Annotated in this window: 19 protein-coding genes and 1 riboswitch; of the genes, 11 read left to right on the top strand and 8 right to left on the bottom strand. The window is 64.6% G+C overall.

All coding sequences use genetic code 11. From position 1 onward, the window contains the following. Position 1 precedes the first annotated feature (1 nt). From AC1RMG_RS05145 to AC1RMG_RS05135, 3 genes are all read right to left on the bottom strand, one after another. Complete coding sequence (locus AC1RMG_RS05145; RefSeq protein WP_493168578.1) at positions 2-3,598, bottom strand: tetratricopeptide repeat protein; 3,597 nt, start codon at positions 3,596-3,598, stop codon at positions 2-4. Continuing rightward, a complete protein-coding gene (locus tag AC1RMG_RS05140; RefSeq protein WP_015635589.1) occupies positions 3,576-6,386 on the bottom strand; it encodes a bifunctional glycoside hydrolase/polysaccharide deacetylase family protein in 2,811 nt (936 codons plus the stop codon). The genes AC1RMG_RS05145 and AC1RMG_RS05140 overlap by 23 nt, the downstream gene beginning before the upstream one ends. A gap of 78 nt (positions 6,387-6,464) precedes the next feature. Next, entirely contained in the window at positions 6,465-7,397 is a 933-nt protein-coding gene (locus tag AC1RMG_RS05135; protein WP_011061259.1) for an NAD-dependent epimerase/dehydratase family protein, read from the bottom strand. A gap of 361 nt (positions 7,398-7,758) precedes the next feature. Further along, positions 7,759-7,963: riboswitch (cobalamin riboswitch) on the top strand. Positions 7,964-8,073: 110 nt separating this feature from the next. On the opposite strand from AC1RMG_RS05135, the gene AC1RMG_RS05130 reads away from it, so the two are divergent. Both AC1RMG_RS05130 and AC1RMG_RS05125 read left to right on the top strand, forming a co-directional pair. Then, positions 8,074-10,224 (top strand): TonB-dependent siderophore receptor, encoded by a 2,151-nt coding sequence (locus tag AC1RMG_RS05130; RefSeq protein WP_125063100.1) that lies wholly within the window; start codon positions 8,074-8,076, stop codon positions 10,222-10,224. Positions 10,225-10,394: 170 nt separating this feature from the next. Continuing rightward, on the top strand, positions 10,395-10,694 hold the full coding sequence (locus AC1RMG_RS05125) for a DUF7693 family protein (RefSeq protein WP_015635587.1): 300 nt from the start codon (positions 10,395-10,397) through the stop codon (positions 10,692-10,694). Positions 10,695-10,703: 9 nt separating this feature from the next. Here the strand turns inward: AC1RMG_RS05125 and AC1RMG_RS05120 are convergent, their stop codons facing one another. Next, entirely contained in the window at positions 10,704-11,045 is a 342-nt protein-coding gene (locus tag AC1RMG_RS05120) for a lipoprotein (protein ID WP_015635586.1), read from the bottom strand. Positions 11,046-11,262: 217 nt separating this feature from the next. Between AC1RMG_RS05120 and AC1RMG_RS05115 the strand changes: the two genes are divergently transcribed. The 4 genes from AC1RMG_RS05115 (at position 11,263) to AC1RMG_RS05100 (ending at position 14,839) form a co-directional block, all read left to right on the top strand. Further along, complete coding sequence (locus AC1RMG_RS05115) at positions 11,263-11,508, top strand: hypothetical protein (RefSeq protein WP_015635585.1); 246 nt, start codon at positions 11,263-11,265, stop codon at positions 11,506-11,508. A 105-nt stretch (positions 11,509-11,613) separates the two neighbouring features. Beyond that, positions 11,614-12,252, top strand: coding sequence for a GIY-YIG nuclease family protein (locus tag AC1RMG_RS05110; protein ID WP_493168575.1), 639 nt, complete (start codon positions 11,614-11,616; stop codon positions 12,250-12,252). Positions 12,253-12,334: 82 nt separating this feature from the next. After that, positions 12,335-12,715 carry a RidA family protein gene (locus AC1RMG_RS05105; RefSeq protein ID WP_015635583.1) on the top strand — a complete coding sequence of 127 codons (381 nt, stop codon included), beginning with the start codon at positions 12,335-12,337 and terminating at the stop codon, positions 12,713-12,715. A gap of 123 nt (positions 12,716-12,838) precedes the next feature. Beyond that, complete coding sequence (locus AC1RMG_RS05100; RefSeq protein WP_011061249.1) at positions 12,839-14,839, top strand: peptidase U32 family protein; 2,001 nt, start codon at positions 12,839-12,841, stop codon at positions 14,837-14,839. Between the two features lie 115 nt (positions 14,840-14,954). Here AC1RMG_RS05100 and AC1RMG_RS05095 read toward each other — a convergent pair whose 3' ends face one another. Beyond that, positions 14,955-15,491: a hypothetical protein gene (locus AC1RMG_RS05095; protein WP_011061248.1), complete on the bottom strand. Its 537-nt coding sequence runs from the start codon at positions 15,489-15,491 to the stop codon at positions 14,955-14,957. Between the two features lie 37 nt (positions 15,492-15,528). After that, positions 15,529-15,747: a PLDc N-terminal domain-containing protein gene (locus AC1RMG_RS05090; RefSeq protein WP_015635581.1), complete on the bottom strand. Its 219-nt coding sequence runs from the start codon at positions 15,745-15,747 to the stop codon at positions 15,529-15,531. 246 nt (positions 15,748-15,993) lie between these two features. Here AC1RMG_RS05090 and AC1RMG_RS05085 point away from each other — a divergent pair, with 246 nt between their 5' ends. From AC1RMG_RS05085 to AC1RMG_RS05065, 5 genes are all read left to right on the top strand, one after another. Then, the gene (locus AC1RMG_RS05085) at positions 15,994-16,689 is read left to right on the top strand and encodes a peptidoglycan DD-metalloendopeptidase family protein (RefSeq protein ID WP_026020258.1); all 696 of its coding nucleotides are present in this window, start codon (positions 15,994-15,996) and stop codon (positions 16,687-16,689) included. Between the two features lie 324 nt (positions 16,690-17,013). Continuing rightward, on the top strand, positions 17,014-18,240 hold the full coding sequence (locus tag AC1RMG_RS05080; protein ID WP_493168573.1) for an MFS transporter: 1,227 nt from the start codon (positions 17,014-17,016) through the stop codon (positions 18,238-18,240). 61 nt (positions 18,241-18,301) lie between these two features. Further along, complete coding sequence (locus AC1RMG_RS05075) at positions 18,302-19,423, top strand: efflux RND transporter periplasmic adaptor subunit (RefSeq protein ID WP_493168571.1); 1,122 nt, start codon at positions 18,302-18,304, stop codon at positions 19,421-19,423. An 18-nt stretch (positions 19,424-19,441) separates the two neighbouring features. Further along, complete coding sequence (locus AC1RMG_RS05070) at positions 19,442-22,543, top strand: MexW/MexI family multidrug efflux RND transporter permease subunit (RefSeq protein WP_072450366.1); 3,102 nt, start codon at positions 19,442-19,444, stop codon at positions 22,541-22,543. Positions 22,544-22,553: 10 nt separating this feature from the next. Further along, a complete protein-coding gene (locus AC1RMG_RS05065) occupies positions 22,554-24,005 on the top strand; it encodes an efflux transporter outer membrane subunit (protein ID WP_493168569.1) in 1,452 nt (483 codons plus the stop codon). Here the strand turns inward: AC1RMG_RS05065 and AC1RMG_RS05060 are convergent. Further along, positions 24,002-25,096, bottom strand: a complete 1,095-nt coding sequence (locus tag AC1RMG_RS05060) for a polyamine ABC transporter substrate-binding protein (protein WP_065364036.1) — start codon at positions 25,094-25,096, stop codon at positions 24,002-24,004. The two genes, AC1RMG_RS05065 and AC1RMG_RS05060, sit on opposite strands and share 4 nt — an antisense overlap. Positions 25,097-25,195: 99 nt before the next feature. Beyond that, the gene (locus AC1RMG_RS05055; protein WP_065364035.1) at positions 25,196-26,011 is read right to left on the bottom strand and encodes a carbon-nitrogen hydrolase family protein; all 816 of its coding nucleotides are present in this window, start codon (positions 26,009-26,011) and stop codon (positions 25,196-25,198) included. Positions 26,012-26,100: the final 89 nt, after the last annotated feature.

Below are 26,100 nucleotides of genomic sequence, written 5' to 3'. Positions count from 1 at the left end.
ATCAGCGTCCGAAACGCACGCTGTAGCTGACACCTGCAGTGCCCCCGGACTTGCCTGCCCCGCCTTGCGGCGCGGACTGGTAGCCAAGGGTCACTGCCAATTCGTCATCCCCTATCACCTCGGTGCCGACACCGGTACTGATGGCGTAGTTGATAGTGTTGTCGGTCCACTGCCAGCCGGTGCTGACATCCACCAGCCAGGTGTATTGCCCCCGTGTGCGGTTCAGCGCCCCCGGGAAACCGCGCCGCCAGGAACTGCCGAAGAACAGCTGGCCGTAGCGCTTCTGCAGCAGGGTCTGGCTGGTGATCTGCTCCGGATTGTCGAGATCGGCCCCGGCCAGATCGATGCCTCCGCCCAGGGTATTGGCCAGGTCGGGCAGCGAACGGTTGTTCAGGCTGTTCTGCTGGTAGTCGATACCGCTGCGCAATTCCCAGTTCGGCCCTTCGAACTGCAAGGTGTGGTCGAACTCGATCTTCAACGCCTGGCCGCTGCCCAGGTCATCGCCGCCGCGGGTCGAGAACCAGCGCTGGGCCAGGTTCCAGGACAACTGGTCACGGGCCGAATAGCGATGCCGGCCGCCCACCCAGACATCATCCTGCTGGCCGAAGGTGCGCATGTATCCGCTGTCCTCGTTCTTGCGGTGCCAGTCGGCACCGACGTCCAGCTCGTTGCCGCTGTCCAGTTGCCAGGTGCGGCTGGCACCCAGGCCGTTGCGGTCATCGTCCTTGCGCAGGCTGCTGTCGAAGATCAGCTTGTAGTTGCCGTTCTCCAGCTGGCGCTGCAAGGTCAGTTCGGTATTGGTCTCATTGCCCAGGCGCGACTCATCCAGTACATCGCCGCTGTAGCGGCCCTGCTCCAGGACCAGCTTGGCGTACCAGTTGTCGTTCAGATAGCGCGCGGCGGTCAGGCGCGGGCCGTTGAACACCAGGCCGCCGTAGTCCTGGCGCTCCCAGGCGATTTGCATACCCTGGGGCGTGCGCTCCGTCATCTCGATGGCCTGGCGGCGCAGTTGCTCGCGCAGCGCCGCCGGTTGCTCGTCACCCAGTGCCGAAAGGCCCACCGCCAGCGCTTCGCCGCTGCGACCCAGGCTGTTCAAGGCCTCGACCTGCTGCGCCGGGTCCAGGTCGCCGCTGGCCACCAGGCGCTCCAGGGCCTGGCGATTGCTGCCGCGCAGGGCTTCCTGGATCTGCTCGTAGCGGCTGACCTTCAGACCGCGGCTGCGGGCCCAGGCCAGCCACTCATCCTTTTGCGCCGACTGATTGAGGTCATCCAGGCGCGCGAGGAACTGATCGAACCACAGCTGCAGCATCGGCTTGGAACCGTCCTGCCATTGCATGGCCTTGTTCTGCGCCTTGCGTGACGAATAGCTGCTGGCCAGCAGGCGCAGCCAGGTGGCATAGCCCTGGGGCGTGGCGCGGATCTGCTCCGGGCTGACCTGGCGATCGAGCCGCAGGCGCAAGCGCTGGGCCGAGTCGGCATAACCGGCGCCCTCCAGGGCATCGGCATAGGCGGCCTGGACCATCCAGTCCCGGGGGTTGGCCTGCAAGTACAGGCGATACCAGGCCAGGGCCTCGGTATTGCGCCCGAGCAACTGGCTGGCGGCGGCGAACGGCAGCCACAGGCTGCTGTCACTGCGGGCCAGGGAGCGCCATTGCTGCAACAGCGGCTTGATCTCGCCCGTGCGGCCCAGATCGACATACAGCCACAGCAGCCGCTCACGGAAGGTGTTGTCGTCCGGGAAGCGGCTCAAGCCCTGTTGATACAGGCGCAGGGCCAGATCGGTCTGGCCCTGCTGCACCGCCAGCGCGGCGCGGGCGGCCAGCACCTGGGACTGGTCGCTGGCCCCCGGGTACTGCTCGGCCTCCTTGAGCAAATCGACCACCAGAGGCCAGTCCTGGAGTTCCTGGGCCAGTTGCAGGGCGGCCACCAGGCGCTGCGGGCTGTGGCCCTGGCGCCAGCTGTCGACGGTCAATTGCAGGGCCTTGCGCGGATCGCGGGTGCGATACAGGGCAATCAGCTCGCTTTCGTCGCCTGTATTGAGTGAGCCCTTGATCGCCAGCATCTTCTCCAGCGCCAGCTGCAGCTCGTCGTCCAGTTCCAGGTCCCAGGCCAGGGCGGCGCGGGACTGCCAGTAGTTGAAGTCCTTGATCTTGTTGCCATCCACCGCGGTGATGACTTTCCAGGCCCCCTGGCTATCGAACAGCTTGAGGTGGTTGTTGGCCCAGTCCACACGTTCGGTGCTGGTCAGCGGATAGCGCTTGGCGAACTGGTTCCAGACCACCAGGCGCTGCGGGTACTGCTCGGTGTTTTCCAGGTTCTGCAACAGACGCACCCAGGCCAGACGCTGTTTCGGGTATTTGGCGACATAGCGGCGCAGCCACTTTTCTGCCTCCTCGGGTGTCCCCCTGGACTCTTGCGCGTAGACCAGGGCATCGAGCTCGACGTTGGTCAGGGCGCGGCTGTCCATGATCCCCGCCAGCAGTGGGATGCCCCGGTCGAAGTCGTAGGTCTGCATCGCCAGGCGCCAGGTGTGCTCGAACTGCGCCGGGTCCTTGCTTAGCGTGCTCAGGCTGATCCAGTAGCCCAGGGCGGCGGCCGAGTCGCCCTGCCATTCGGCGAGATGGGCCATCTGCTCCAGCAACTGCGGGTCATCCGGCCGCTGTTCGAGCAGTTGCAGGCCCACCGCATGGGCGCCGGCCAGGTCACCGAAGGCCAGGCGCTGCTTGAATTCCTTGGCGAGGATTTCCGGGCTGTCGGGCTGTACCTTGCGCCAGGCACTGAAGAACTGTTCCGCCAGGTCCACGCGGTTGTGCGCCACGGCCACATCCACGCCGCGGTCCAGCAGCGCCGGTTCGAATGCCACGTCCGGCTGTGCGGCCAGCTCTCGGGCCAGCAGCTCCACTGCCTGATCGCCGCGATCGGCCGCCACCAGGGTGGTGAAGGCCTGTTGCAGAAACTGCCGACGCGCCTCGGGGGTCTGGCTGGCATCGAGCAACTGCACATAGAGATCGGCCGCGCGCCCCGGCTGTTCGCTGGCCTGGTACCACTTGGCGGCTTCAGGCAGCCACTGCTCGCGCCGTGTCGGGTCGCGCCGCGCCAGCTCGGCATAGGCATCCGCCGCCAGCCCCGGGGCCTGGGCGCTCAGGGCCAAAGTGGCCAGGCGCTCGAGTTGCGGCGATGGCAGCGGCTTGTAGTCAAAGGCCTTGAAACGTTCGGCCAGGGCCTGCAGGGCCGCGCTGTCGGTGCTGTTGTTCAGCGCCAGGGCATCGAGCTGCAAGCGGTAGTAGGCCTTGAGCGCCGGATCGGGCCGCTGCCACTGGGCCAGGTGTTTTTCCGCCTTGGGGTAGTCCCCCAGCTGAATCAGCAGGTCGAGCAGCTGGGTGCGCAGCTCATTGTTTTCCGGGTGTGCGGCCAGCAGCACCTCGGCGTAGCTGGCCGACACTTCGTCCGGCTGCCCGCCCTTGGGGCGGAACGCCTCTTCATTGCGAAAGGTTGCCCACAGCAGCACGCCGACGGCGATCGCCACCAGCAGCAAGGCCCAGGGGTTGAGCAGCCGCGCGCTGGGCGCCTTGGCCTTAGTTGCAGAGGAGTTGGGCATCACTCACCTGCTTCATGGGAAGTTGGAAATGCCACAGGCCCTGTTCGGACTTGCCGGCGTAGCGTTGGCCCTGGACCTCGACCCGACAGGCGCTGGCCGAACGCACCGAGAATTCCAGGTTGAACTGGCCGGCAAAGGAGAAGCTCACCTGCCGGTCATTGACATAGCGCCAGTCGCGCAGGGGAATATTGGCCAGCTCCAGTGCCGGGCGCGGATCGCGCTCGGGGCGCAGGGCCAACAGCGCATGATCGCTGCTCAAGGCTACATAGCGCCCCTGGGGCAAGTCGCGCACCCCGGCCACCCCCACCGAGCGGCCGAGGTCCGGCCAACCCAGCGCCGGGTCCAGGCGCAAGGTGCGCAGGCCGTCCATGCCGCGTACCTGCCAGTCGCCATTGGCGGTCCGCGCCAGGCTTGCCTGGTACAGGCCGTGGACCCGGTCCAGGTAGTCACTCATCCACAATGACAGCGGCTGCTGGCCACGCATGAACTGGTAGATGTCGGTCATGGCCTTGATCGACGCCTGCTTGGTGCCCGAATAGAAGTGGTAGTACAGGTGGATGCCGCGCAGGCGCCGTGGGCTATCGGTCAGCTCGAAGGTGTCGATCACATCGCGAAAGCCGTAGTACGGGCCTTTCCAGAGGTTGGTGTACATGTTCTCGTTGATCACCGGAGCGTAGTACTGCAAGCCGCCCGAGGTCGGCCGCAACAGCGGGTACAGGCCGGTGAGCGATGAGTTGGCCTTGGTCAGAATGGTCTGCCCGCCGTTGACGTTTTTCAGCCCGGCGTCGTAGGCCAGCTTGATGGTCTCGGCGCTGGGCAGCGCATCCCCCGGCCAGAAGACCAGCTTCACCGGTTTCTGCGCGGTGGTCAGGCGGCTGTTGATGTAGTCCCGCGAGCCGAGGATCTCGCGCTTGTAATCCAGGGTCTTGTACCCCGGGATATTCAGGCGCAGGCCGTATTCGGCGTGGAAATCCTCGTCCTTCTTGGCCTTCTCCGGCTGCATGTAGAACGGGTGGCTGTAGGTGTGGGTGGCCACTTCGACCTTGGGGTCGGCGAAGATCTCCTGGGCGATGGGCTCAAGCTCCCGCGCCAGGAACGGCGACATGCCCTTGGGCCCGACTTCGCCTTCGATGATCGAGACCGAGGTCAGGAACGGGTTGGGACGAATGTAGTCGTCCAGCACCTGGCGCCCGGAATACGGGGTGCCACGCACTTCGGCATGGGACGGGAAACCGTCACCGTCGATATGCACCGTGGCGATCCGCCGACCGTTCTCGGTGGTGGTGTCCGGGCGTGGCTGGGACGGCAGGCGCAGGGCCTTCTGGATAAAGGCGAACGGGTCGAGGATCCAGCGGCTGCGCTCCACATTGGCCTCCACCACATAGGGGGCCAGGGCCATGCCGCCCCAGGCGGCGGTGGCCACCGGGACGTACTTGCCGCCCTTGTCATCGCCCAGCACCAGGGCTGGTTTCGGCCCGTCGGGCAGCAGGCTCACGCGGGTCAGTTCGCGGCTGCGCGCCACCACCGGAGCCTCGAAGGCGCCGATCAGGCTCTTGTCCTGGCTCAGCACATGCAGGGCATCGCGAGCCCCCGGCGCCGCCAGGTTCAGCCCCAGGCGCTTGAGCAGCGCCCGGTCCTCGATCGGCAGGCCGGCCATGATCGCCAGGGGCACCTGCTCATCCAGGCGCTGGCCGACCCAGCTATAGAAGGCACGGCTGTCCTCGGGCGGGCCGCTGGTCATCCACAGCACCACCCCGGCGTAAAGGCCGGCGAAGCTGTAGGCAGGCAGGCTGTCGTCCACCGGGAAGTAGTCCACCCGGTAACCCAGGTATTCCAGCAGGCCACCGAGCATGCGGTGCCCGGCGTGATCGTAGAGTTCCCCTTCGCGCGGGTCATAGAGCATGGCGATGCGCCGCGGCTGGACTTCCACCGTGCTCATGCTCAGGGCGTTGAGGTCCGGGGTGGTGACCACCGGTATAAAGCCTTCCTGGCTCAATTGCCGGACCAGCTTGCGTGCCTCTTCCCGACGGTTGGCCGGCAGGTAATCGATGGCCACCAGCGGGATGTTGCGTGCGCGCAGCGGCTTGAGTTCGCCTTCAAGCCAGGTGCGGTCGGCTTCGGAAACCGGGCGGTAACGCTTGGCCGAGGCATCCCAGCCGGCGTGGATGGATTCCACCGCCACGGCCGAGGCGACGCCATCGAGCTCGCCCAGTACCTCGAAGCCCCGGTTGAAGAACAGCTTGAGGTTGGGCAGCCGGCTGTGCAGTTCCCGCAGGAACGAGGCCAGGGCCTTGCGTTGCGGTTCGCGATCGGCCTCGGGGAGCAACTGGAAACTGTCCAGGGTGTCCAGGAACAGGCCGGCGTAGCCCTGGTCCTGCAACGCCTTGGCACGCTTGAACAGGTGTTCGCGCCAGGCCGGGGTGGCGATGTCCATCACCTGGCTGTCCCAGGCCTTGTTGCGCACGGGGCTCGCGCCCTGGGCCAGGGCCTGCTTGGCCAGGGCAGCGCGGTTGCCGTCGAACTCCCCTACCGACAGGTAGGCGAACGGCTGGCTGCCGAGCTTGCGCAAGGTGGCGACATCGGCGCTGGCCATATGGCCGGGCTCGACCACTGCCCATTCGAACTGCGCCAGCTCCTGCAAGGGTGGCTGCTCGGCGTACCAGAACCCGACACTGGCGGGCGCCGCGGGCGCGGCCTGCACCAGGGTGTTGGTGGCACACAAGGCCAATGCGGTAAACAGGCGTCGAACCACTTTGCAGACATGCCCCCTGCGAAACTCGATATCCATAACTCACTCTTCAGTAGATCAATCTGCACAACATCAGGCTCTAGGGCAGCCGCCATGGCGCGCCCCTAAGGCAACGAACTAAAGGCTGCGGTAAAGCCGTTCCAGGCCCTCGGCCAGGCTGCTGGGCGTGCCCAGGTCGAAGCGCTCGCGCAAGCGGCGGTTGTCGGCCTTGGAATGGCGGATATCCCCGGAGCGGGTCGCGCCGTGGCTCACCTGCAGCGGCTTGCCGCTGATCTGCTGCAGGGCGCCAATCAGATCGTTGAGGGTGGTCACCCCGCCGAGCCCGACATTGGTGGCATCGGCTGCCGGCGCGGGGCATTCCAGGCCCTGCACCAGGATCTTCACCAGATCCGCGACATAGACGAAGTCGCGGGTCTGCCCGCCATCGCCGAACAGGGTGATGGGCCGCCCGGCCTTGGCCCGCTCGCTGAAAATGCTGATCACCCCGGAGTACGGCGATGAAGGGTCCTGGCGCGGGCCGAAGATATTGAAAAAGCGCAGGATCACCGGTTCCAGCCCATGCTGGCGGCGGTAGAAGTCCAGGTAGTACTCGCTGGCGAGCTTGTCCGCCGCGTAGGGCGTGAGGGGAGATTTGGGGGTGTCTTCGGCAATCGGCGTGCCCTCGCCGTTATTGCCATAGACCGCCGCACTGGAGGCGAACACCACGCGGCGGATACCGGCCGCGGTCATCGCCTCGCACAGGCGCAGGGTGGCGATGAAATTGCTCTGGTGGGTGGCCACCGGGTCTTCGACCGAAGCCTGGACCGACGCCACAGCAGCCAGATGCACCACGGCATCGCAGCCCTGAACGGCATCCGCCAGGAGTGCCGCATCGGCGGCATCCCCCACCAGCAGTTCCAGGCCAGCATCGCCCATGGGCAGATTGCCGACCTTGCCCGTGGAAAGGTCGTCCAGAACCCGCACCGCATAACCCTTGGCCAGCAGTGCATCCACGAGGTGAGAACCGATAAAACCAGCGCCCCCAGTAACCAGTATCCGTTCGGCAGACATAGATCATTCCAAAGAGAAATATCGCGGCTACGCCGTCTGAAGCTAGCACAGCCAACGGATCAGCCCTGGCTACTTGCCATCCTGGCCGTCATTTTTTAGTGGCTGCTCTGCGCCATAGGCTGTTTCGCCTATTTTCGGAGCAGAGTTCAGCGCTTTGGCGTCAAAAAAAACTCAAGATAATCAATCGCTCAGCGCCGACATACTGGGTCAGAAAAGCAAAATCGTCAATAATGCGTCGATATTTGTTGATTATTTAAGCGCCAGGAAAAATAGGTCAATATATTGACTTGCCTGGCATAAAGCGCTGAAACCGCCGCCGTAGCTGGCCACATGCCATTGACGCAAGGGCTCGGCAGTGCTCATATGCGCGCCAGTTTCAGGTGTCCCATGCCGCCGTGCATGGGGTTAAACGGGAAGCCGGTGCGTCATTTCGATGATCAGTCCGGCGCTGCCCCCGCAACGGTAAGCGAGCGAAGCATTCGACAGACCACTGTGCCAAGGCATGGGAAGGTGAATGCCTCATGACCCTCGCAAGCCCGGAGACCGGCCTGCAACTTCGTTTGACAACCCCGCGGTGGGCGGGCGCAGTCCGGTTTTCGTGGGCGCGGCTGCCCGCGATTCCCTATGCGTTGTTCCCTCCGGGATTCATTCATTCCTTACAAGTAGTAGGAATCGCATGTCCCGCACCTCCTTGCTGCAACACCTGGCGAGCCCCTCGCTGTGTTTCACCCTCCTGCCTTGCATGGCCTACCCGGCCCTGGCACTGGCTGACCAGAAAACCTCCCTGGTCTTGCCCGAGACCCAAGTGAGCGGAGTCTCCAGCGCCCCGCAAACCTCTCTGGACACGCCCCTGCCCGCCGGCTCGCGGCTGAACCTCACGGCCCTGGAGACTCCGGCCAGCACCAGCAGCCTGGGCAACGACGCCATCAGCAACCGCAACAACCTCACGGTGCAGGATGCCGTCACCCGCTCCCCCGGCATCACCAGCATCGCCACCCCGGGCAACGGCAATACCGCACTGTCGGCCCGCGGCTTTACCGGGCACTCCTCGGTGATGACCCTGTTCGACGGCGCGCGCCTGTACACCGGCGCCGGCAGCCAGACCTTCCCGGTGGACCCGTGGATGGTCGAGCGCATCGACGTGATCCGCGGCCCGGCCTCGGTGCTGTACGGGGAAGGCGCCACCGGCGCGGTGATCAACGTGATTGCCAAGAAGCCCTTCGACGGTGAGATCCACAACCGCCTGCGCCTGGGCTATGGCTCCCATGATCGCCAGCAACTGGGCCTGGACAGCGGCGGCTCGCTGACCGACACCCTGAGCTACCGCCTGACCCTGAACCAGCAGCAGAGCAATGGCTGGGTCGACCAGGGCCAGTCACGCAGCCTGGCACTCAGCGCGGCGCTACGCTGGCAAGCCACCGACGACCTCGGTTTCACCCTGGCCCATGAACGCGGTGAAAGCGAACCCGCCAGCTATTTCGGCACGCCGCTGATTGCCGGCCAATACCGCGACAGCCTGCGGGCCAAGAACTACAACCTGCGCAACGCCGTGCAGCGCTACAACGACGAATGGACCCGGCTCAACACCGACTGGACCCTGAGCGACAACCTCAGCGCCAGCAACCAGCTCTACTACATCAAGAGCCGCCGCCACTGGCGCAACGCCGAAGCCTACAACTGGGTCAGCTCCCGGGAGCAGTTGCTGCGCGGCGACTACCTGGAGATCAAGCACGATCAGGAGCAGATCGGCGATCGCCAGAGCTTCACCTTCAACCACTCGCTGTTCGGCCTGGACAGCAGGACCGTGGTCGGCCTGGAGTACAACAGGATTCGCTTCGGCGTGGCCAACAACTCGCCCTACAAGGATATCGGTAGCGACTATATCGACCCGTGGAACCCGGCACCGGGCTACTTCCAGAGCCGCTCGCCCTTCTCGCCCCAGACCGACAGCAGCACCCGCACTTTCGCCCTGTTTGCGGAAAACCGCCTGCAACTGTCGGAGCGCTGGTCGCTGGTGACCGGCATCCGCCGCGACCAGAACCATATCGATCGCAGTGATCTGCGCGCCGGCACCCGCACCGATCGCAGCCTCACCGGCGGCAACTGGCGCGCCGGCCTGGTGTTCGCGGTCACCGATCAACTGTCGCTGTACGGCCAGTACTCCACCAGTGAAGACGGGGTCAGCAACCTGATCAGCCTCAACCCGAGCCAGTTGCAGATGGACCTGACCGAAGCCAAGCAGACCGAGTTCGGGCTCAAGCAGCAGTTCTGGAACGGCCGTGGCGAATGGACCCTGGCGGCCTACCACATCGTCAAGAAAAAGCTCTTGACCACCGATCCGGTGACCCGCCTGGCGCAGCAGGTCGGCCAGCAATCCGCCGACGGCCTGGAAACCTCGCTGGAGCTGGCCCTGGATCACGGCTGGCAAGTCTCGGCCAACGCCTCGGTGGTGCGTGCCGAGTACGACGACTTCGATGAGGTGGTCTCTGGCAAAGCGGTGTCCCGGGCCGGCAATCGCCCCACCAACGTGCCGCGACGCACCGCCAACCTGTGGCTGAACAAGGCCCTGGCTCCGAGCCTGGAAGCCGGCATGGGCCTGCGCTACGTCGATGCGCGTTATGCCAACACCGCCAATAGCGTCGATGTACCCGGCTACACGGTGCTGGATGCCAACCTCGGCTGGCAGGCCCTGCCCGACGTGCGCCTGGGCCTGCAGGTGAACAACCTGCTGGACCGGCGTTATGCCGCGGCGCAACAGAACAGCGGCCAGCAATGGCTGATGGGTGAACCGCGCTCGTTGTTCGTCACCGCCGACTACAGCTTCTGATCGAGGGGTTGCCGCAAGGCCCAGGGCTTTGCGGCGCCATTTCAGGCGTGCAGTGAGTTCGCCAGCCACTGGCCCGGGCCAGCGTCGGACAGCGACCAATCAGCACTTGCACCCACGCAGTCGATGGATATGCTGAGCGCCTTTGTCCCTGCACTGCCCGCGAGAGCCCCATGCCCTGCCTGAATGCCCGAGATGTCTGCCAGCGCCTGCGCGATGCCGCCCTTGGCGTTTACCCCCTACGGCCCGGCGCCAGCCATTCGGGCGCTGGCCAGGTGCAGGTGGATATCGAGGGTTGGCAGTTGCTGCTGGATTTCGATGGCCGGCATCTGCATCACTGCCAGAGCTGCCGCAGCGCCGAAGGCGATGTCTGGCAGCTCGATACGCGGCAACGCTTCGGCACCGACCCGGTGAGCCTGCTCAGTACCTGGGAGCTGGCGCAGATCGAGAAGTTACTGAAAGAGGCGGTTTAACACGGCTGGCTACAGGCACTCCTGGGCCGCGCGTTCGAAGCTCGACGGGGCGAAGCTGGAGGCCAGCAAGTGCCGCTCGTAGAGGAACACCTTGCCGCCATTGGGCGCCTTGTAGGCTTCCAGTACGTTGTCTGCCGCCACCTTGCTGGCAACGACAATGCGAAAACCACGCTGGGTCTGGGAAACCGTCGGGCTCTGGGCGTTGCCTTGCAGCTTGGGCACCACGCACTCGGCATATTCAGCCGGGGTTTTCCGGGTCTGCATGACCAGGGTCGGGTCGTTGGGCGCGGTGGCGCAACCGGCCAGCAGCAAGGTGGCCAGGGTCATGGCGGGAGCAAATAGAGGGCGCATCGGTAAGTCCTGAAATGTACAGCCTGGTTCGGTGCGCAACGGTTCAGCGTCACGGGCGCTGCCGTTGCGGTCATGGTTTTGGGTCGGGGGCGATTGTCCATGGTTGGCGCCCAAAGCAGAACTTGCGTTGCTTGATTGTCACTATTACTTGAACCGATAGTTGCCCCCCGGGCAGACTGCCTGGCAGCCCGACTACAACTAAAAAAAGGAATTCCCCATGCGCACCTTTGACTTGATTCGCGACGCCGTCCTCCCGGAATTCCGTGAGCGGGTGGCGGACTACCTGGTGGAGTACGAACAGGTGCTGGGTGACAGCAGCGCCGACCCGCAAAGCCTGCGGATCGCCGCCTATCAATTGCGTGGCTACCTGCGTGGCCTGAACACCACCCGGGTCCTGGGCATGGCCGACTGGGAAGAGCTGGACCGGCGGGTGCTGGAGACATGGCTCAACCACTCGCAGTGACGTAAAGACACTCAAGGATGACATCGGCGAATACAGCCATTACCGAGTCGCTCCAGGCGTTATCGGTCCCCTGCCATTTCTACTTCAATTTGGAGCCTCGTCTTTATGAGTAGTGGATTTGTTTACATCATGATCAACCCGGCCATGCCTGGATTAGTCAAAATCGGATTAACCGAGAGAACGTCTGATGACCGGGCCAAAGATCTACGAAGTACGGGGTTGCCGACTGATTTCATTACCGTTTACGACGAGCTTGTGACTGACTGCAAAACTGTTGAAAAACGGATGCACGCGCGTTTTGACTCTTTTCGCTATCAACCGAATCGCGAGTTTTTTGAAATTCCAGTCAGGCAAGCGATACGTGGATTAATGGAGGAATCCGTCGGATATCTCGTGCCTCGGATCGGGACAAATTGTGGTGTGGAAATACTCCCTGACTTAAAGAAGAAGTACCCGGACTACCTGAAGCCGGACTTCCACTCGATTAAACTTACTCATAGCGACGGTGTTGTATATCTGGAGTCGGTGCGTTATCGCTATTCAGGTTTGAAGGACGAAATCATTGAGCGAACAGACCTGAGCTTCATCGTCAGCTCGACAAGCGAAATGTTCCCGGCCTCGAGAAGTCCAACGGACAATGCTCGCCTCTTTGTGCATCAACTCGATGAGTACTCAATGATTCATTGCACAGACCTGTTCACTCATGAAGCCTGCATGGACATAGCGCAAAGGCATGAGTCTTAAATTGAACTGTCGCCTGACAGATCTTTCCGACCAACCGTAGCGAGTGCGACCGCTGCGCCCTTACACAAATCAAGAGACCCCCATGGCCAACCAAGACCTGAGCTTCACCCCCGACCCGGACGCCGATTCCATCTCCTCCGACGTGGTCGGTTTCAACGGCATCCTGGTCTCCACCCAGATCCCTACCCGCGCCGACGGCAGCCTGGAACTGGGGGACATCACCCTGCAGAGCGAATGCACGCTGCAGGCGCTGAAAGTCGCCCTGGAGCGCGCCGGCAGTTCCATGGACCGGGTCATGCACCTGACCATCTACCTCACCGACATGGCCGATCGTGCGGCATTCAATGCGGTCTACCAGCGTTTCTTCGCCAAGCCCTGGCCGGTACGTGCCGCGGTTGGCGTGGCCGCCCTGGCGGTGGAAGGCATGCGCGTGGAAGTCACGGCAATGGCCGCAAAGGCCTGAGGCAGCGCTTCAATCGGCGGCTACGCGCAAGGCGTGGCCGCCACCTGGCAGCACACGGGTGCCGGGCAAGCGTTTCGCCGCTACAATGCGCGCCTTGACCCTGATAAGCCTGACTAAAAAAACATGTCCTTGCCCAAACATCACCTGGAACTGCTCAGCCCTGCCCGCGATGTGAGCATCGCCCGCGAAGCCATCCTGCATGGCGCCGATGCGGTGTACATCGGCGGCCCGAGCTTCGGCGCCCGCCACAACGCCAGCAACGAGGTGGGCGAGATCGCCCAGTTGGTGGAGTTCGCCCGCCGCTATCACGCCCGGGTGTTCACCACCCTCAACACCATCCTCCACGACAACGAGCTGGAACCGGCGCGCAAGCTGATCCACCAGCTGTATGACGCGGGGGTCGATGCGCTGATCGTCCAGGACCTGGGGGTGATGGAGCTGGATATTCCGCCCATCGAGCTGCACGCCAGCACCCAGACCGACATCCGCACCCTGGAGCGGGCGAAGTTCCTCGACCAGGCCGGTTTCTCCCAGCTGGTCCTGGCCCGCGAGCTGAACCTCAAGGAAATCAGTGCCATCGCCGCCGAAACCGATGCCGCCATCGAGTTCTTCATTCACGGCGCTTTGTGCGTGGCCTTCTCCGGCCAATGCAACATTTCCCACGCCCAGACCGGCCGCAGCGCCAACCGTGGCGACTGCTCCCAGGCCTGCCGCCTGCCCTACACCCTCAAGGACGAGCACGGCGGCGTGATCGCCTATGAAAAGCACCTGCTGTCGATGAAGGACAACAACCAGAGCGCCAACATCCGCGCCCTGGTGGAAGCCGGCGTGCGCTCGTTCAAGATCGAGGGGCGCTACAAGGACATGGCCTATGTGAAGAACATCACGGCCTACTACCGCCAGCGCCTGGACGCGGTTCTGGAAGATCGCCCCGACCTGGCCCGCGCCTCCAGCGGCCGTACCGCGCATTTCTTCGTGCCCGACCCGGACAAGACGTTCCACCGCGGCAGCACCGACTACTTTGTCAGCGAGCGCAAGATCGACATCGGCGCCTTCGACTCGCCGACTTTCACCGGGCTGCCGGTAGGCACCGTGGAAAAGGTCGGCAAGCGCGACCTGCAGGTGGTGACCTTCGAGCCGTTGTCCAATGGCGATGGCCTGAACCTGCTGGTCAAGCGTGAGGTGGTGGGTTTCCGCGCCAACATCGCCGAGGCCCGTGGCGAGTTCGAAGAAGATGGCGAGAAACGCTACCGCTATCGGGTCGAACCCAACGAGATGCCCGAAGCCCTGAGCCGTCTGCGGCCCAACCACCCGCTGAGCCGCAACCTCGACCACAACTGGCAGCAAGCCTTGACCCGCACTTCCGCCGAGCGGCGCATCGGCCTGTCCTGGCTGGCACGCCTGAGCGAAGCACGGCTGGAACTGACCGCCACCAGCGAGGAAGGCATCAGCGCCAGCGTCGCCCTGGATGGCCCGTTCGGTGTGGCCAACAAGCCGGAACAGGCCCTGGGGCAACTGCAGGATCTGCTGGGCCAGCTGGGCACCACCCATTACCACGCCACCAGCATCAAGCTGGACGCGCCCCAGGCTTACTTCATCCCCAACTCCCAGCTCAAGGCCCTGCGCCGGGAAGTCATCGAAGCCCTGGACGCCGCACGCATCGCTGCCCACCCACGGGGCTCGCGCAAGGCCGAAAGCAGCCCGCCGCCGGTCTACCCGGAATCGCACCTGTCATTCCTGGCCAACGTCTACAACCAGAAGGCCCGGGATTTCTACCACCGTCACGGGGTGCAACTGATCGACGCGGCCTTCGAGGCCCATGAAGAGCACGGCGACGTGCCGGTGATGATCACCAAGCACTGCCTGCGCTTCTCCTTCAACCTGTGCCCCAAGCAGGCCAAGGGCGTGACTGGCGTGCGCACCAAGGTGGCACCGATGCAACTGGTACACGGCGATGAAGTGCTGACCCTGAAATTCGACTGCAAGCCTTGCGAAATGCATGTGGTGGGCAAGATCAAGGGTCATATCCTCGACCTGCCGCTACCGGGCAGCGCCGCCGAGGCCGTGGTCGGCCATATCAGCCCCGAAGACCTGCTCAAGACCATTCCCCGCGCTCCGCACTGAGTGACCGGCGAGCGTGGCACCCAGGTGCCGCGTTCGCGTGCGCGGCACACCGGCCAGCTGGCGCCCATAGGCCGGTAGCGTTGCGTCCCGCAGCGCAGGCAGCGAGCCTGCGCCCTCAGGAGCCCGGATTGGTCACCTGGATATACACCGCCCAAATCCCCAGCAGCAGCCAGAACGCCGCGAACAACCAGGGCGAACGCATGGAAAACAGCAACGACTTGCGATAGCCCTTGTGGCTCGACTCGCTTTCGCAGAACAGCGGCGATTCGTCATAGGCCAGGCCCATCACCGGTTCGCTGTGCAGCAGGTGACTCTGCTTGAAATGCCAGTGATCGATGATCTCGTAGGCGGCCCTGATGCCAGGCCAGGCATTGAGAGAGCTGAGGATCCCCAGCAACGCCAGGAAAGGCGGCACGGACAGGGTAAACAGCTTGCCCCATTCCGGATTGAGGTTGGCCATGCACGAAGCGAAGGCGATTACCAGGAATGCCTGGGCCGTCAGGTAGGCATCGGTGCGGTTGGCCAGGATGCTGGTTTCGTATTGGATCTCCCGGCGATAGAAGTCCAGCCGTTCCTTGGGCGAGCCGAACATCTTGGCGTTGTGCTCGGTGAGCTCGGCTTCGTCCACATGGGATGTAAGAATTCTTGGCATGTCGTGATCAACCCTTCAGCGGGTTTGCCCCCCGTTTTCAGCTTCTGCCGCGCTCGGCCGGCGCGTCCCGGTTCAGGGCCTTGGGGCCGACCATCAGCCAGAGCAACAGCCCCAGCAGCGGCACGAAGATGATCACCACGATCCACAGCCCCTTGTTTTCTGCCCGCGCACCGCTGCGCAGCAGGCTTCTGATGGCCCAGATCTCGGCCAGCAGCACGATCACGGCCAGTACGATCAACAGGTATTGCACTTGCATAAGATTCCTCCCGGTCTGTACTGCGTTAGTGCGGTGCAGGCGACGAGGGTTCACAAAGATTGCCGTGGGCGTTCATGGCGCAGGAAAGATCAGCGTCCTGTGACATCCGGATTGAATTTAACCGCTGTGGCAGCGGTCTATAACGCGCCTCTTCATCGGCAAACAGGTATAGTTGCCGGCTTTATCGGCCTGGCTAACGCCGAAGTTTCGGGCCCCTTGGCCCCGTCAAGACATAGTGGATGTCGCGTGTTCGCAAGATTGCTTTTCATCGCATTGCTCCTGACCCTGTCAGCCTGCAGCTCCAGCCCTTCCAACTCCGGCCCCCTCAAGGCCGGCGAGTACCGGGTCAAGCGCGGCGACACGCTGTATTCCATTGCCAGCCGCAACGGCACCAACTGGAAGGAGGTGGCGCGGCTCAACGGCCTCAAGGCGCCTTATACCGTGGAGGTCGGCCAGGTGCTGCGGGTAGGCGGCGCGGCCAGGACCACCCGGGTGGTCAGCAGCAAGTCGCGAACCACCGCCAGCAAGGGCCGAACAGCGCCCCCGGCCCCTGCCCCCATGCCCAAGGTCACCCTCAAGGGCTGGAGCTGGCCGTTGCGCGGAGTGCTGATCGGGCGCTTCTCCCCCACCGGCAAGCTCAACCAGGGCATCCGCATCGCCACCACCCAGGGCCAGCCGATCCACGCCACCCTGGGCGGCAAGGTGGCGTTCGCCGGCTACATGCGCGGTTACGGCAACCTGATGATTCTCCAGCACGGCCCCTCCTACACCAGCACCTACGCCTACAACAGCCGGCTGCTGGTCAAGGAAGGGCAGATGGTGATCAAGGGCCAGAAGATCGCCGAAGCCGGTTCCCAGGACACCGACCGCGCCCAGCTTTACTTCGAGATCCGCGCCAACGGCGTGCCGGTGGATCCGCTGCGCTTGCTGCCGCCGGGCTGAGCGGGCGGCTCACCGCGCTGCACGTCGGCCCTCCTGCCTGGCCCCTGCGCCGTCCCCCCCCCCCATTGGACGCAGCAAGATGAACTCTGGGGTTTCAAGCATGGTAGTGATCGGCTCAATCGCTATCATTTGCTTCAGGATTTGAGCGACGCCGGTACTGCCGGCGCCACTCGATTCACAAAGCCCGAGAGCCCCTGCAACCCCCTTGAGTGACTGCCTGCGCGACAACGTGCCTGTCACTGCGCTGTAGGGCGCCGGTGCTCTCTTCGCCCCTTCCAACAACCTCAACTGCCATGCCCCCACAGTCATTGGCCTGGATAAGTCATGTCCGCGAATCCGCACGCCTGCAATAAAGCTCCATCGCGGCTGCTCCTGCTGTTTCTGGCGCTGTCATTGATGGTGTCCCTGATCAACAGCAGCGTGCCGACGCCGCTCTACCCCTTCTACAAGCAGCAACTGCAATTGAGCTCGGTGCAGTTGACGCTGATCTTCGGCGTCTATGGCGTCGGCGTACTGCTGTCGCTGCTGACCCTGGGCGGGCTTGCCGGCCGCCTGCAAGATCTTCGCAAGTTGCTGGTGCCCGCGGCAGCCCTGGTGTTCTGCGGTGCCTGGTTGTTTTCCCGGGGCGAGGCGCCCTGGCAACTGGGTGCCGGGCGCCTGATTGCCGGTATCGGCTCGGGAGCCATGACCGCCGGAGTCAACGTCGCCCTGGTGCGCTTCGGCCCCGCCGACCACGGCAAGCTGGCGGCGCTGCTGGCCACCCTGGCGATGGTCATGGGCCTGGCCCTGGGCCCGTTGCTCAGCGGTGCCGCCCTGCAACTGGACCTCTACCCCATGGCACTGCCCTTCTGGCTGATCATGGGCCTGACCCTCGTCGCCACCTGCGGCGTACTGGGCGGCTGGCCCACATCGGTACAGGTCGCCAACGCCACACCGGATGCTATGCAGGCCAAGGCCCCGGGATTGCTGCAAAGCCTCAAGGGCATTGGCATGCCCTTCCATCTTTGCGCCTGGTCGGTGTTCTTCAGTTGGTCGTTTGCCGCCTGCGTGTTCGTCATCGGCCCCGGGGCCGCCGAGCAGCTACTGGGCCTGGGTGATCGCGGGTTATTCGGCTACAGCATTTCGGCTTACCTGCTGATCGCCGGGGCCAGCCAGTTGTTCTGCCAGCGCCTGGACGCCCGGCGTGCCCTTCTGAGCGGCCTGCTGAGCCAATGCCTGGCCTTCGCGGTGTTGCTACTGGCCTTTTTCCAGGCGTCGCTGCTGCTGGCGGTGCCGGCCCTGGTCATCGGCGGCTATGCCTATGGCGCGATATTCGTCGGCAGCGCGCGGCTGATCAATCAGCTGGCCAAGGGCAAGGGCCACGGCAAGCTCATCGCCTACTTCTACATGACGGTCTACCTGTTCAACGCCGTCCCCGTACCCCTGGGGCTGCTGGTGGACGCAACGGGCATGGCCCCGGCCGTGCACGGTGCCCTGATGCTGTTTCTGCTTCTGGGGACCGGTCTGTTGCTGATGGCGTACCGAATCAGTTTTTCCCCAGCAAGGCTTTAACACCGACGCACGAGCCCATCGTCCGTCGCCCCCTGTCATTCACTTATCAGTAGTCAGGATCATGAATAGAAAACTCAAATTCTCCGCTGGCGCTGCCGTAGCGCTGGCAATGCTCGCGGTCGCCTGCAAGGTGCTGTATGCCCCCGCTCCCTCAGGTTCGGACGCCGGCAATAGCTCGCGCCCGGCCACCAAAGTGGCCGTTGCCCAGGTAATGCTCGGCAATGTGCCCAACGTACTGAGCGGTATCGGCGAGCTGGAAGCCACCCGGCAAGTCATGGTCAGCGCCGAGACCAGCGGCCTGATCAGCGCCATCGCCTTCGCCCCCGGAGACCGGGTGCGCGCCGGCCAGGTGCTGGTGCAATTGAACGCCGAGCCGCAACTGGGCGAACTGGCGCGGCTCCAGGCCCAGGCCAGCAATGCCCAGGCACAATTGCAGCGTACCCGCACGCTGCTGCCGCAACAGGCCGCCACCCAGGAGCAGTTGGACCAGGCTCACTGGGCCTATCAGCAGGTGCTGGGGGACATCCGCCGGGTCAAGGCCCTGATCGAGCAAAAGCGCATAAAGGCGCCGTTCGACGGCGTACTCGGCGTGCGCAAGGTCAACCTCGGCCAATACCTGCAAGCCGGTGAACCTGTGGTGTCCCTGACCGACGCACGCACCCTGTACGCCAACATCACCCTGCCCGAGCGCTCCCTGGGCGCACTGGCCACAGGGCAGGACATGGCCGTGGCGGTGGACGCCTATCCCCAGCGCTCGTTCAAGGGCCGGGTCGGCACCCTGGAGCCGCGCATCGATCCTGGCACCCGGACCGTACTGGTGCAGGCCGTAGTGGCCAACCCCGACCACCTGCTGACCCCGGGCATGTATGTCCATGGCCAGGTGGCACTGCCGCCGGGCCCGCCGCGCATGAGTGTCCCGGAAACAGCCGTCAGCTACAGCGCCTACGGCGACTTTGTCTACGTGGTGCAAGGCACTGATGACAGCGCCCTCAGCGTGCGCCAGGCGTACGTCAAGACCGGCGAGCGCCTGGATGGCCGCGTCGTCCTGCAAGAAGGCGTCCAGCCGGGAGACCGGGTAGTGACCTCGGGCCAGTTGCGCCTGCAGAACGGCGCCCCCGTGCAGATAGCCAACCAGGACAGCCTGGCCCTCGATGCCCCGGCTACCGCCGCCCGGGCCCAGTGAAACACCAAGGATCCCATCATGACCTTCACTGATTTATTCGTCCGGCGCCCGGTACTGGCGCTGGTGGTCAGCACCCTGATTCTGCTGATGGGGTGGCTGGCCATCGACAAGCTGCCGATCCGCCAGTACCCGCTGACCGAAAGCTCGACCCTGACCATCACCACCCAGTATCCCGGCGCCTCGCCGCAATTGATGCAGGGCTTTGTCACCCAGGCCATTGCCCAGTCGGTGGCCACGGTGGAGGACGTCGACTACATGACCTCCACCTCGACCCAAGGCCGCAGCGTGATCGCAGTGCGCATGAAGCTCAATGCCGACTCGAACAAGGCCATGACCCAGGTGATGGCCAAGGTCAACGAGGTCAAGTACCGGCTGCCCGCCGAGGCCTACGACCCGGTGATCGTGAAGTCCTCCGGGGAAGCCACGGCCGTGGCCTATGTCGGCTTTTCCAGCCCGACCCTGTCCACCGCGGCGCTGTCCGACTACGTGACCCGGGTGGTGCAGCCACAGCTGTCGTCCATCGAGGGTGTGGGCAGCATCGACTTAAACGGCGGGCAGAAAATGGCCATGCGCATCTGGCTCGACGCCAGCCGCCTGGCCGCCCACGGTGTGTCCGCCGGCGAGGTGGCCCGGGCCCTGCGCGACAACAACGTGCAGGCCGCGCCGGGCCAGGCCAAGGGGCTGTATGTGGTGTCCGACATCCAGGTCGATACCGACCTGGTGAACGTCGCCGAGTTTCGCCAGTTGGTGGTCAAGAGCACCCCTGCCGGCCTGGTGCGCCTGGAAGACGTTGCCACGGTGGAACTGGGCGCGGCCGCGACGGATACCAGTGCCCTCATGGATGGGGTCAATGCGGTGTACTTCGGTTTGAATGCCGCCCCCAATGCCAACCCTTTGGTGATAGTCGACAAGCTCGACGAGCTGCTGCCGGGGATCCGCGCCAATCTGCCACCGGACGTGAAGGTAGCGGTGCCCTTCGAGCTGGCCCGCTTCATCAGCGCCTCCATCGATGAAGTCTCCGGTACCCTGATCGAAGCGATAGTGATCGTGGTGCTGGTCATCTTCCTCAGCCTGGGTTCGGTGCGGGCGGTGCTCATCCCGGTCATCACCATCCCGCTGTCGATGCTCGGCGCCGCGGCCTTCATGGCGCTATTTGGCTTCAGTATCAACTTGCTGACCCTGCTGGCCATGGTTCTGGCCATCGGCCTGGTGGTCGATGACGCGATCATCGTGGTGGAGAACGTCCACCGGCATATCGAAGAAGGCAAGTCCCCGGCCCTCGCCGCCCTGATCGGCGCCCGGGAGGTCGCCGCGCCGGTGATCGCCATGACCCTGACCCTGGCCGCGGTCTATGCCCCCATCGGGCTGATGGGCGGCCTTACCGGGTCGCTGTTCAAGGAGTTCGCCTTCACCCTCGCCGGTTCCGTGGTGGTCTCCGGGATCATCGCCTTGACGCTGTCCCCGGTCATGAGCTCGTTCCTGCTCGATAGCCAGATGAACGAAGGCTGGATGGCGCGCCAGGCCGAACGCGCCTTCGCACGCCTGGGGGCGGCCTATGGCCGGGTGCTGAGCATGTCCCTGGAACATCGCCGGGTGATCTGCGTCATTGCCCTGCTGGTCCTGGTCAGCGTGCCGTTGCTGTACAACCAGGCCCGGCGCGAACTGGCACCGGTGGAAGACCAGTCCACGGTGCTGACGGCCATCAAGTCGCCGCAGAACGCCAACATCGACTATGTAGAGAAATTCGGCGAGAAGTGGAACCAGGTGATGGTGACCCTGCCCGAGCAGAGCAACCTGTGGCTGATCAACGGCATCAACGGTGTCTCCAACAGTATTGGCGGGGTCAACTTCGTCGACTGGGAGCAACGCCAGCGCAACGCCGACCAGATCCAGGTGGACATGCAGAATCGCGCCAATGACATCGAGGGCAGCAATGTCTTCGCCTTCCAGTTGCCCTCGCTGCCCGGCTCCACCGGCGGCCTGCCGGTGCAGATGGTAATCAAGAGTGCCGGCGACTACCGGCTGGTCTACGAGGCCATGCAGGAGCTGAAGGACGCCGCGCGCAAAAGCGGCCTGTTCATGGTGGTGGACAGCGACCTGGACTACAACAACTCGGTGATCAGGATCCGCATCGACCGGGCCAAGGCCAACAGCCTCGGGGTCACCATGAAGGACATCGGCGACACCCTGGCGGTGCTGGTGGGCGAAAACTACGTCAACCGCTTCGGCATGCAGGGCCGCTCCTACGATGTAATCCCCCAGAGCCTGCGCAATGAGCGCCTGTCTCCCGAGGCCCTGGCGCGTTTCTACGTCACCAGCGCCAGCGGCGGCCAGGTTCCGCTGGGCAATCTGGTAACCCTGTCCACCGGGGTGGAACCCAACCAGTTGACTCAGTTCGACCAGCTCAACTCGGCGGTCTTCCAGGCGATTCCCGCCCCGGGAGTGGCCATGGGCGATGCCGTGGGCTTCCTCGAACAGCAGGCACGCAACCTGCCGCCGGGCTTCACCTATGACTGGCTCTCGGACGCCCGCCAGTATCAGCAGGAAGGGGGGGCGCTGATCATGGCCTTCGTGTTCGCGATCATCGTCATCTACCTGGTATTGGCAGCCCAATACGAAAGCCTGCGGGACCCGCTGATCATCCTGATCAGTGTTCCGCTGTCGATCTTCGGCGCCCTGATCCCCCTGGCGCTGGGGCTGTCCACCATCAACATTTACACCCAGATCGGGCTGGTCACCTTGGTGGGCCTGATCAGCAAGCATGGGATCCTCATGGTGGAGTTCGCCAATGAGCTGCAGGTCAAGGAAGGCCTGGACCGCCATGAGGCGATAGTGAAGTCGGCGAAGATGCGCCTGCGGCCGATCCTGATGACCACCGCGGCCATGGTCGCCGGGCTGGTCCCCCTGCTGTTCGCCAGCGGTGCTGGTGCCCACAGCCGCCATGACCTGGGGCTGGTGATTGTGGTGGGCATGCTGGTGGGCACGCTGTTCACCCTGCTGGTGCTGCCCACCATGTACTCGATCATTGCCGTGGACCATCGCAGCGCGGCTAACACTCCCCGGGCGCGCGAACTGGCATCCCTGGATGCCGCAGCCCCCGCCATGGCCCCTCGGGTCTAAGGAGCAACTCATGCGTCACTTTGCAATCAACCCGCGGCAGCCCCTGTACTGGCTGCTGCTGTCACTGGGGCTGGGTGGCTGCACCCTGGGCCCCGATTATCAGCCACAGGTTGCGACGCCGCTGCACCTGTCCCAGCAACCGGACCCGGCGCTGTACTCCAGCGAGCAATTGCAGCGCGACTGGTGGCGGCAATTCCAGGACCCGCAACTGGACCAGTTGATGGACCAGGCCCTGAGTCGCAACCGGGACATTCACCAGGCCCAGGCCCGGTTGCTGGAAGCACGCGCCGAGCTGGACCAGCGCCAGCTCGACCGCTTGCCGACCGTGACCGCCGGCGGTGGTTATTCCCGCAGCCTGGCCCAGGACAATCCAGGGCCCGCCGGCGAACGCAACCTGGCCAAGAGCTACCGGGCGGGGTTTGACGCCCAATGGGAGATAGACCTGTTCGGCCGCTTGCAGCGCCTGTCCCAAGCTGCGGCCGCCCGTGATCAAGCCGCCGTGGCCGATCTGGCCCAGGCGCGGATAGTGGTAGCGGCCGAAGTAGCGCGCAATTACTTCGAGATGCGCGGTGCGCAACGCCAGCTGGAGGTGGCCCGGGCAGCCCTGGATAACCAGACGCACATGGAGCAGGTGGTGGCCGCCATGGTCGCAGCCGGGCGTGGCGCCGAAGACGAGTTGGCCAGTGCACGGGCCGAGCGGGCACGCCAGCAGGCCTCCCTGGCGCCCCTGTACACCCGCAGCCAACTGGCCCGCTATCGCCTGGCGGTGCTGGTGGCCGCCCAGCCCGGCGAGCTGAAAGCCCTGGATCGTCAGGATGCCCTGGTACCGCTTGCGACCCGCCTGCCGATCGGCAACCTCGCCGATCTGCTGCGTCAGCGCCCGGACATCGCCAGTGCCGAGCGCGACTTTGCCGCCTCCAGCGCCGACATCGGTGCGGTGACCGCCGAGTTGTATCCCCGGGTGGACCTGGGGGGCTTCCTCGGCTTCGTGGCCATCCGCGGCGCGGACCTGGGCGCCGGCAGCAGCCGGGCCTTCAGCTTCACCCCCGGCATCAGCTGGCCGGCCCTGCACCTGGCTAGTGTCAAGGCCCGGCAACGCCAGGCCGAGGCGCGCAGCCAAGGTGCCCAGGCTCGTTACGAGCAGGTGGTGCTGCTGGCGGTGGCGGAAGCCGAGAGCGCCCTGACCACCTACAGCCAGTCCCAGCAACGCCTGGGGGATCTGCTGGAAGCCGCCCGGCAAAGTAGCCGGGCCGCCACCCTGGCCCAGGTGCGCTACACAGCAGGTGCGGCGCCCTACCTGCTGGCGCTGCAGGCCCAGGCCAGCCGGCTGCAGGCCGAGGATGCCCTGGCCCAGGCGGATACCGCGTCCTATGTGAATGTGGTGGCGCTGTACAAGGCGCTGGGGGGCGGCTGGCGAGCGCCAGGGACAACCAGCGCCGCCGCTGTTGCCACTCGGGACTAGCTACCGCTCTTGACCTTGCTCCAGACCCGGGTACGCACCCGCTCCAGTTTCAACGGCAGCGGTTCCAGGGGGAACAGAGTGTCGAGCACCGCAGCGCTCGGGTAGACGCTGGGGTTGTCACGGATCTGCTGCTCCACCAGCGCCTTGGCCGCCAGGTTGCCATTGGGGTACTTCAGGTAGCGGGTGGTCGCGGCGATCACCTGGGGGCGCAGCATGTAGTCGATGAACTGCAAGCCCTGCTGCGGGTTGGGTGCGTCGTTGAGCAACACCAGGCTCTCCACCCAGATCGGGGCACCCTCGCGGGGAATCCGGTACTCGATCTGGCGGCCGTTGCCGGCGGCCTCCGATGCGCTCTTGGCGTCAAGCACACCGCCGGCCCAGCCCACTACCACGCAGATATTGCCATTGGCCAGGTCGGTGATGAACTTCGAGGAATCGAAGTAGCGCACATAGGGGCGCAGCTTCAGCAGCAGGGCCTCGGCCTTGCGGTAGTCCTCGGGGTTCTGGCTGTTGTAGGGCAACCCCAGGTAATGCAGGGCAATGGGGACGATCTCGCCTGGGGCATCGAGCATGGCCACACCGCACTGGCTGAGCCGGGCGAGGTTCTGCTCCTTGAAGATCAGGTCCCAGGAATCCACCGGGGCGTCCGGCCCGAGGATCGCCCGGACCTTGTCTGCGTCGTAGCCAATGCCCGTGGTGCCCCACAGGTAGGGTACGGCATAGCGATTGCCCGGGTCGTTGCCCTGCACCTTGGCCAGGATCTGCGGGTCCAGGTTGGACCAGTTGGGCAACTGGCTGCGGTCCAGTTCCTTGAGCACCCCTGCCTTGATCAGGTTCGGCAGCAGGTCGCCGGTGGCCACTACCACGTCGTAGCCGCTGCGGCCGGCCATGAGCTTGCTCTGCATCACGTCACCGTTGTCGAACACGTCGTAGGTCACGGCGACGGAGGTCTGTGCCTGGAAGTCCTTGGTGGTCTCGGGGGCAATGAAGTCGTACCAGTTGTAGATGTGCACCTTGGGTTCGGCGCTGGCGGTAAAGGCCAGGCAGAAATTCAAGGCCAGGGCCAGGGGAACGCAGTGAAGGGTTTTCATCGTCAAGCTCCATAGCGTCGGCCCCTGCTCCATGGGGAAGGTGGCCGCGCCTGCTGTTTTTGGGATTGTTGTGGCAGGAATCAGAGCAATGGGCAGGAATCAGGGAATCAGCAGCTCGCGGCGCCCGTCCGGGTGCTCCACCTGTTCACCGGGTAGGGGCAGACGACGGTCGCTGAGGTAGTGGTAGTCGCGGCGCGAGGCCTTGAGCTGGTGCAGGTCGAGGCTCACGCGCTGCTGGCACGCCTCGCGCCCGGCTTCCCACAGCACCTGCCCGAACGGGTCGATGGCAGCGCTGCCCCCGGCGAAGACCAGGCCGTCATCGCCCTCGCCCACCCGGTTGACCATGACCGCGAACAGCTGATTTTCCTGGGCTCGAGCCATGATCGCAGTGCGGTGCACCGGGCCGTAGGGGTCCATGTTGCCGTTGGTGACGATGATCAGTTCGGCCCCCAGTTGTGCCAGGGCCCGGGCCGTTTCCGGCAACTCGATGTCGTAGCAGATCAGGATGCCGACCCGCAGCCCCTTCCACAGCACCGTGGTGAAGCGGTCGCCGGGGCAGAACGCACCGCGCTCCGAGGGCCATAGGTGGGTCTTGCGGTAATGCAAGGCGATGCCCTCGGGGGTCAGCAGCAGTGAGCTGTTGTAGTAATGCTCCCCGGCCCGCTCGGCCAGGCCGATGACCACCGCGACCTGACGCTCACGGACCTGCTGCAGCACCGCCTGGACACTGGGCCCGTCCAGGGTTTCAGCGCACTCGGCCAACTGTACGGCGCTGAGGAAGCCGGTCAGGCAAGTTTCGGGGAACACCAGCAGATCGGTGTCGCCTGCGCAGGTTGCAATGGCTTCGAGCACCCGGTCCAGGTTATAAGCGGTGTCGCCGTCACGGCCGGCCAGTTGTACCAGTTCAATGTTCATTTCTAATCCTTGCACTCGTTGGCGACGCCCGGGGCTTGCGACCGCAGGTGCCGGGGACGGGCCGAGTATGGAGCGCCGCGACGCGGCAA

Source organism: Pseudomonas sp. GW822-FHT04H02 (assembly GCF_058800645.1).
The sequence above is the reverse complement of the archived record's forward strand: the minus strand, read 5'-3'. Positions and strand labels throughout refer to the sequence as shown.

What these genes read in the sequence shown, in the direction of transcription:
- AC1RMG_RS05110 (WP_493168575.1), top strand. Translation starts at nt 11,614, where the DNA reads ATGAGTAGTGGATTTGTTTACATCATGATCAACCCGGCCATGCCTGGA.
- AC1RMG_RS05080 (WP_493168573.1), top strand. Translation starts at nt 17,014, where the DNA reads ATGTCCGCGAATCCGCACGCCTGCAATAAAGCTCCATCGCGGCTGCTC.
- AC1RMG_RS05095 (WP_011061248.1), bottom strand. Translation starts at nt 15,491, where the DNA reads ATGCCAAGAATTCTTACATCCCATGTGGACGAAGCCGAGCTCACCGAG.
- AC1RMG_RS05135 (WP_011061259.1), bottom strand. Translation starts at nt 7,397, where the DNA reads ATGTCTGCCGAACGGATACTGGTTACTGGGGGCGCTGGTTTTATCGGT.
- AC1RMG_RS05075 (WP_493168571.1), top strand. Translation starts at nt 18,302, where the DNA reads ATGAATAGAAAACTCAAATTCTCCGCTGGCGCTGCCGTAGCGCTGGCA.
- AC1RMG_RS05120 (WP_015635586.1), bottom strand. Translation starts at nt 11,045, where the DNA reads ATGCGCCCTCTATTTGCTCCCGCCATGACCCTGGCCACCTTGCTGCTG.
- AC1RMG_RS05105 (WP_015635583.1), top strand. Translation starts at nt 12,335, where the DNA reads ATGGCCAACCAAGACCTGAGCTTCACCCCCGACCCGGACGCCGATTCC.
- AC1RMG_RS05060 (WP_065364036.1), bottom strand. Translation starts at nt 25,096, where the DNA reads ATGAAAACCCTTCACTGCGTTCCCCTGGCCCTGGCCTTGAATTTCTGC.
- AC1RMG_RS05055 (WP_065364035.1), bottom strand. Translation starts at nt 26,011, where the DNA reads ATGAACATTGAACTGGTACAACTGGCCGGCCGTGACGGCGACACCGCT.
- AC1RMG_RS05130 (WP_125063100.1), top strand. Translation starts at nt 8,074, where the DNA reads ATGTCCCGCACCTCCTTGCTGCAACACCTGGCGAGCCCCTCGCTGTGT.
- AC1RMG_RS05125 (WP_015635587.1), top strand. Translation starts at nt 10,395, where the DNA reads ATGCCCTGCCTGAATGCCCGAGATGTCTGCCAGCGCCTGCGCGATGCC.
- AC1RMG_RS05065 (WP_493168569.1), top strand. Translation starts at nt 22,554, where the DNA reads ATGCGTCACTTTGCAATCAACCCGCGGCAGCCCCTGTACTGGCTGCTG.
- AC1RMG_RS05145 (WP_493168578.1), bottom strand. Translation starts at nt 3,598, where the DNA reads ATGCCCAACTCCTCTGCAACTAAGGCCAAGGCGCCCAGCGCGCGGCTG.
- AC1RMG_RS05115 (WP_015635585.1), top strand. Translation starts at nt 11,263, where the DNA reads ATGCGCACCTTTGACTTGATTCGCGACGCCGTCCTCCCGGAATTCCGT.
- AC1RMG_RS05090 (WP_015635581.1), bottom strand. Translation starts at nt 15,747, where the DNA reads ATGCAAGTGCAATACCTGTTGATCGTACTGGCCGTGATCGTGCTGCTG.
- AC1RMG_RS05100 (WP_011061249.1), top strand. Translation starts at nt 12,839, where the DNA reads ATGTCCTTGCCCAAACATCACCTGGAACTGCTCAGCCCTGCCCGCGAT.
- AC1RMG_RS05140 (WP_015635589.1), bottom strand. Translation starts at nt 6,386, where the DNA reads ATGGATATCGAGTTTCGCAGGGGGCATGTCTGCAAAGTGGTTCGACGC.
- AC1RMG_RS05070 (WP_072450366.1), top strand. Translation starts at nt 19,442, where the DNA reads ATGACCTTCACTGATTTATTCGTCCGGCGCCCGGTACTGGCGCTGGTG.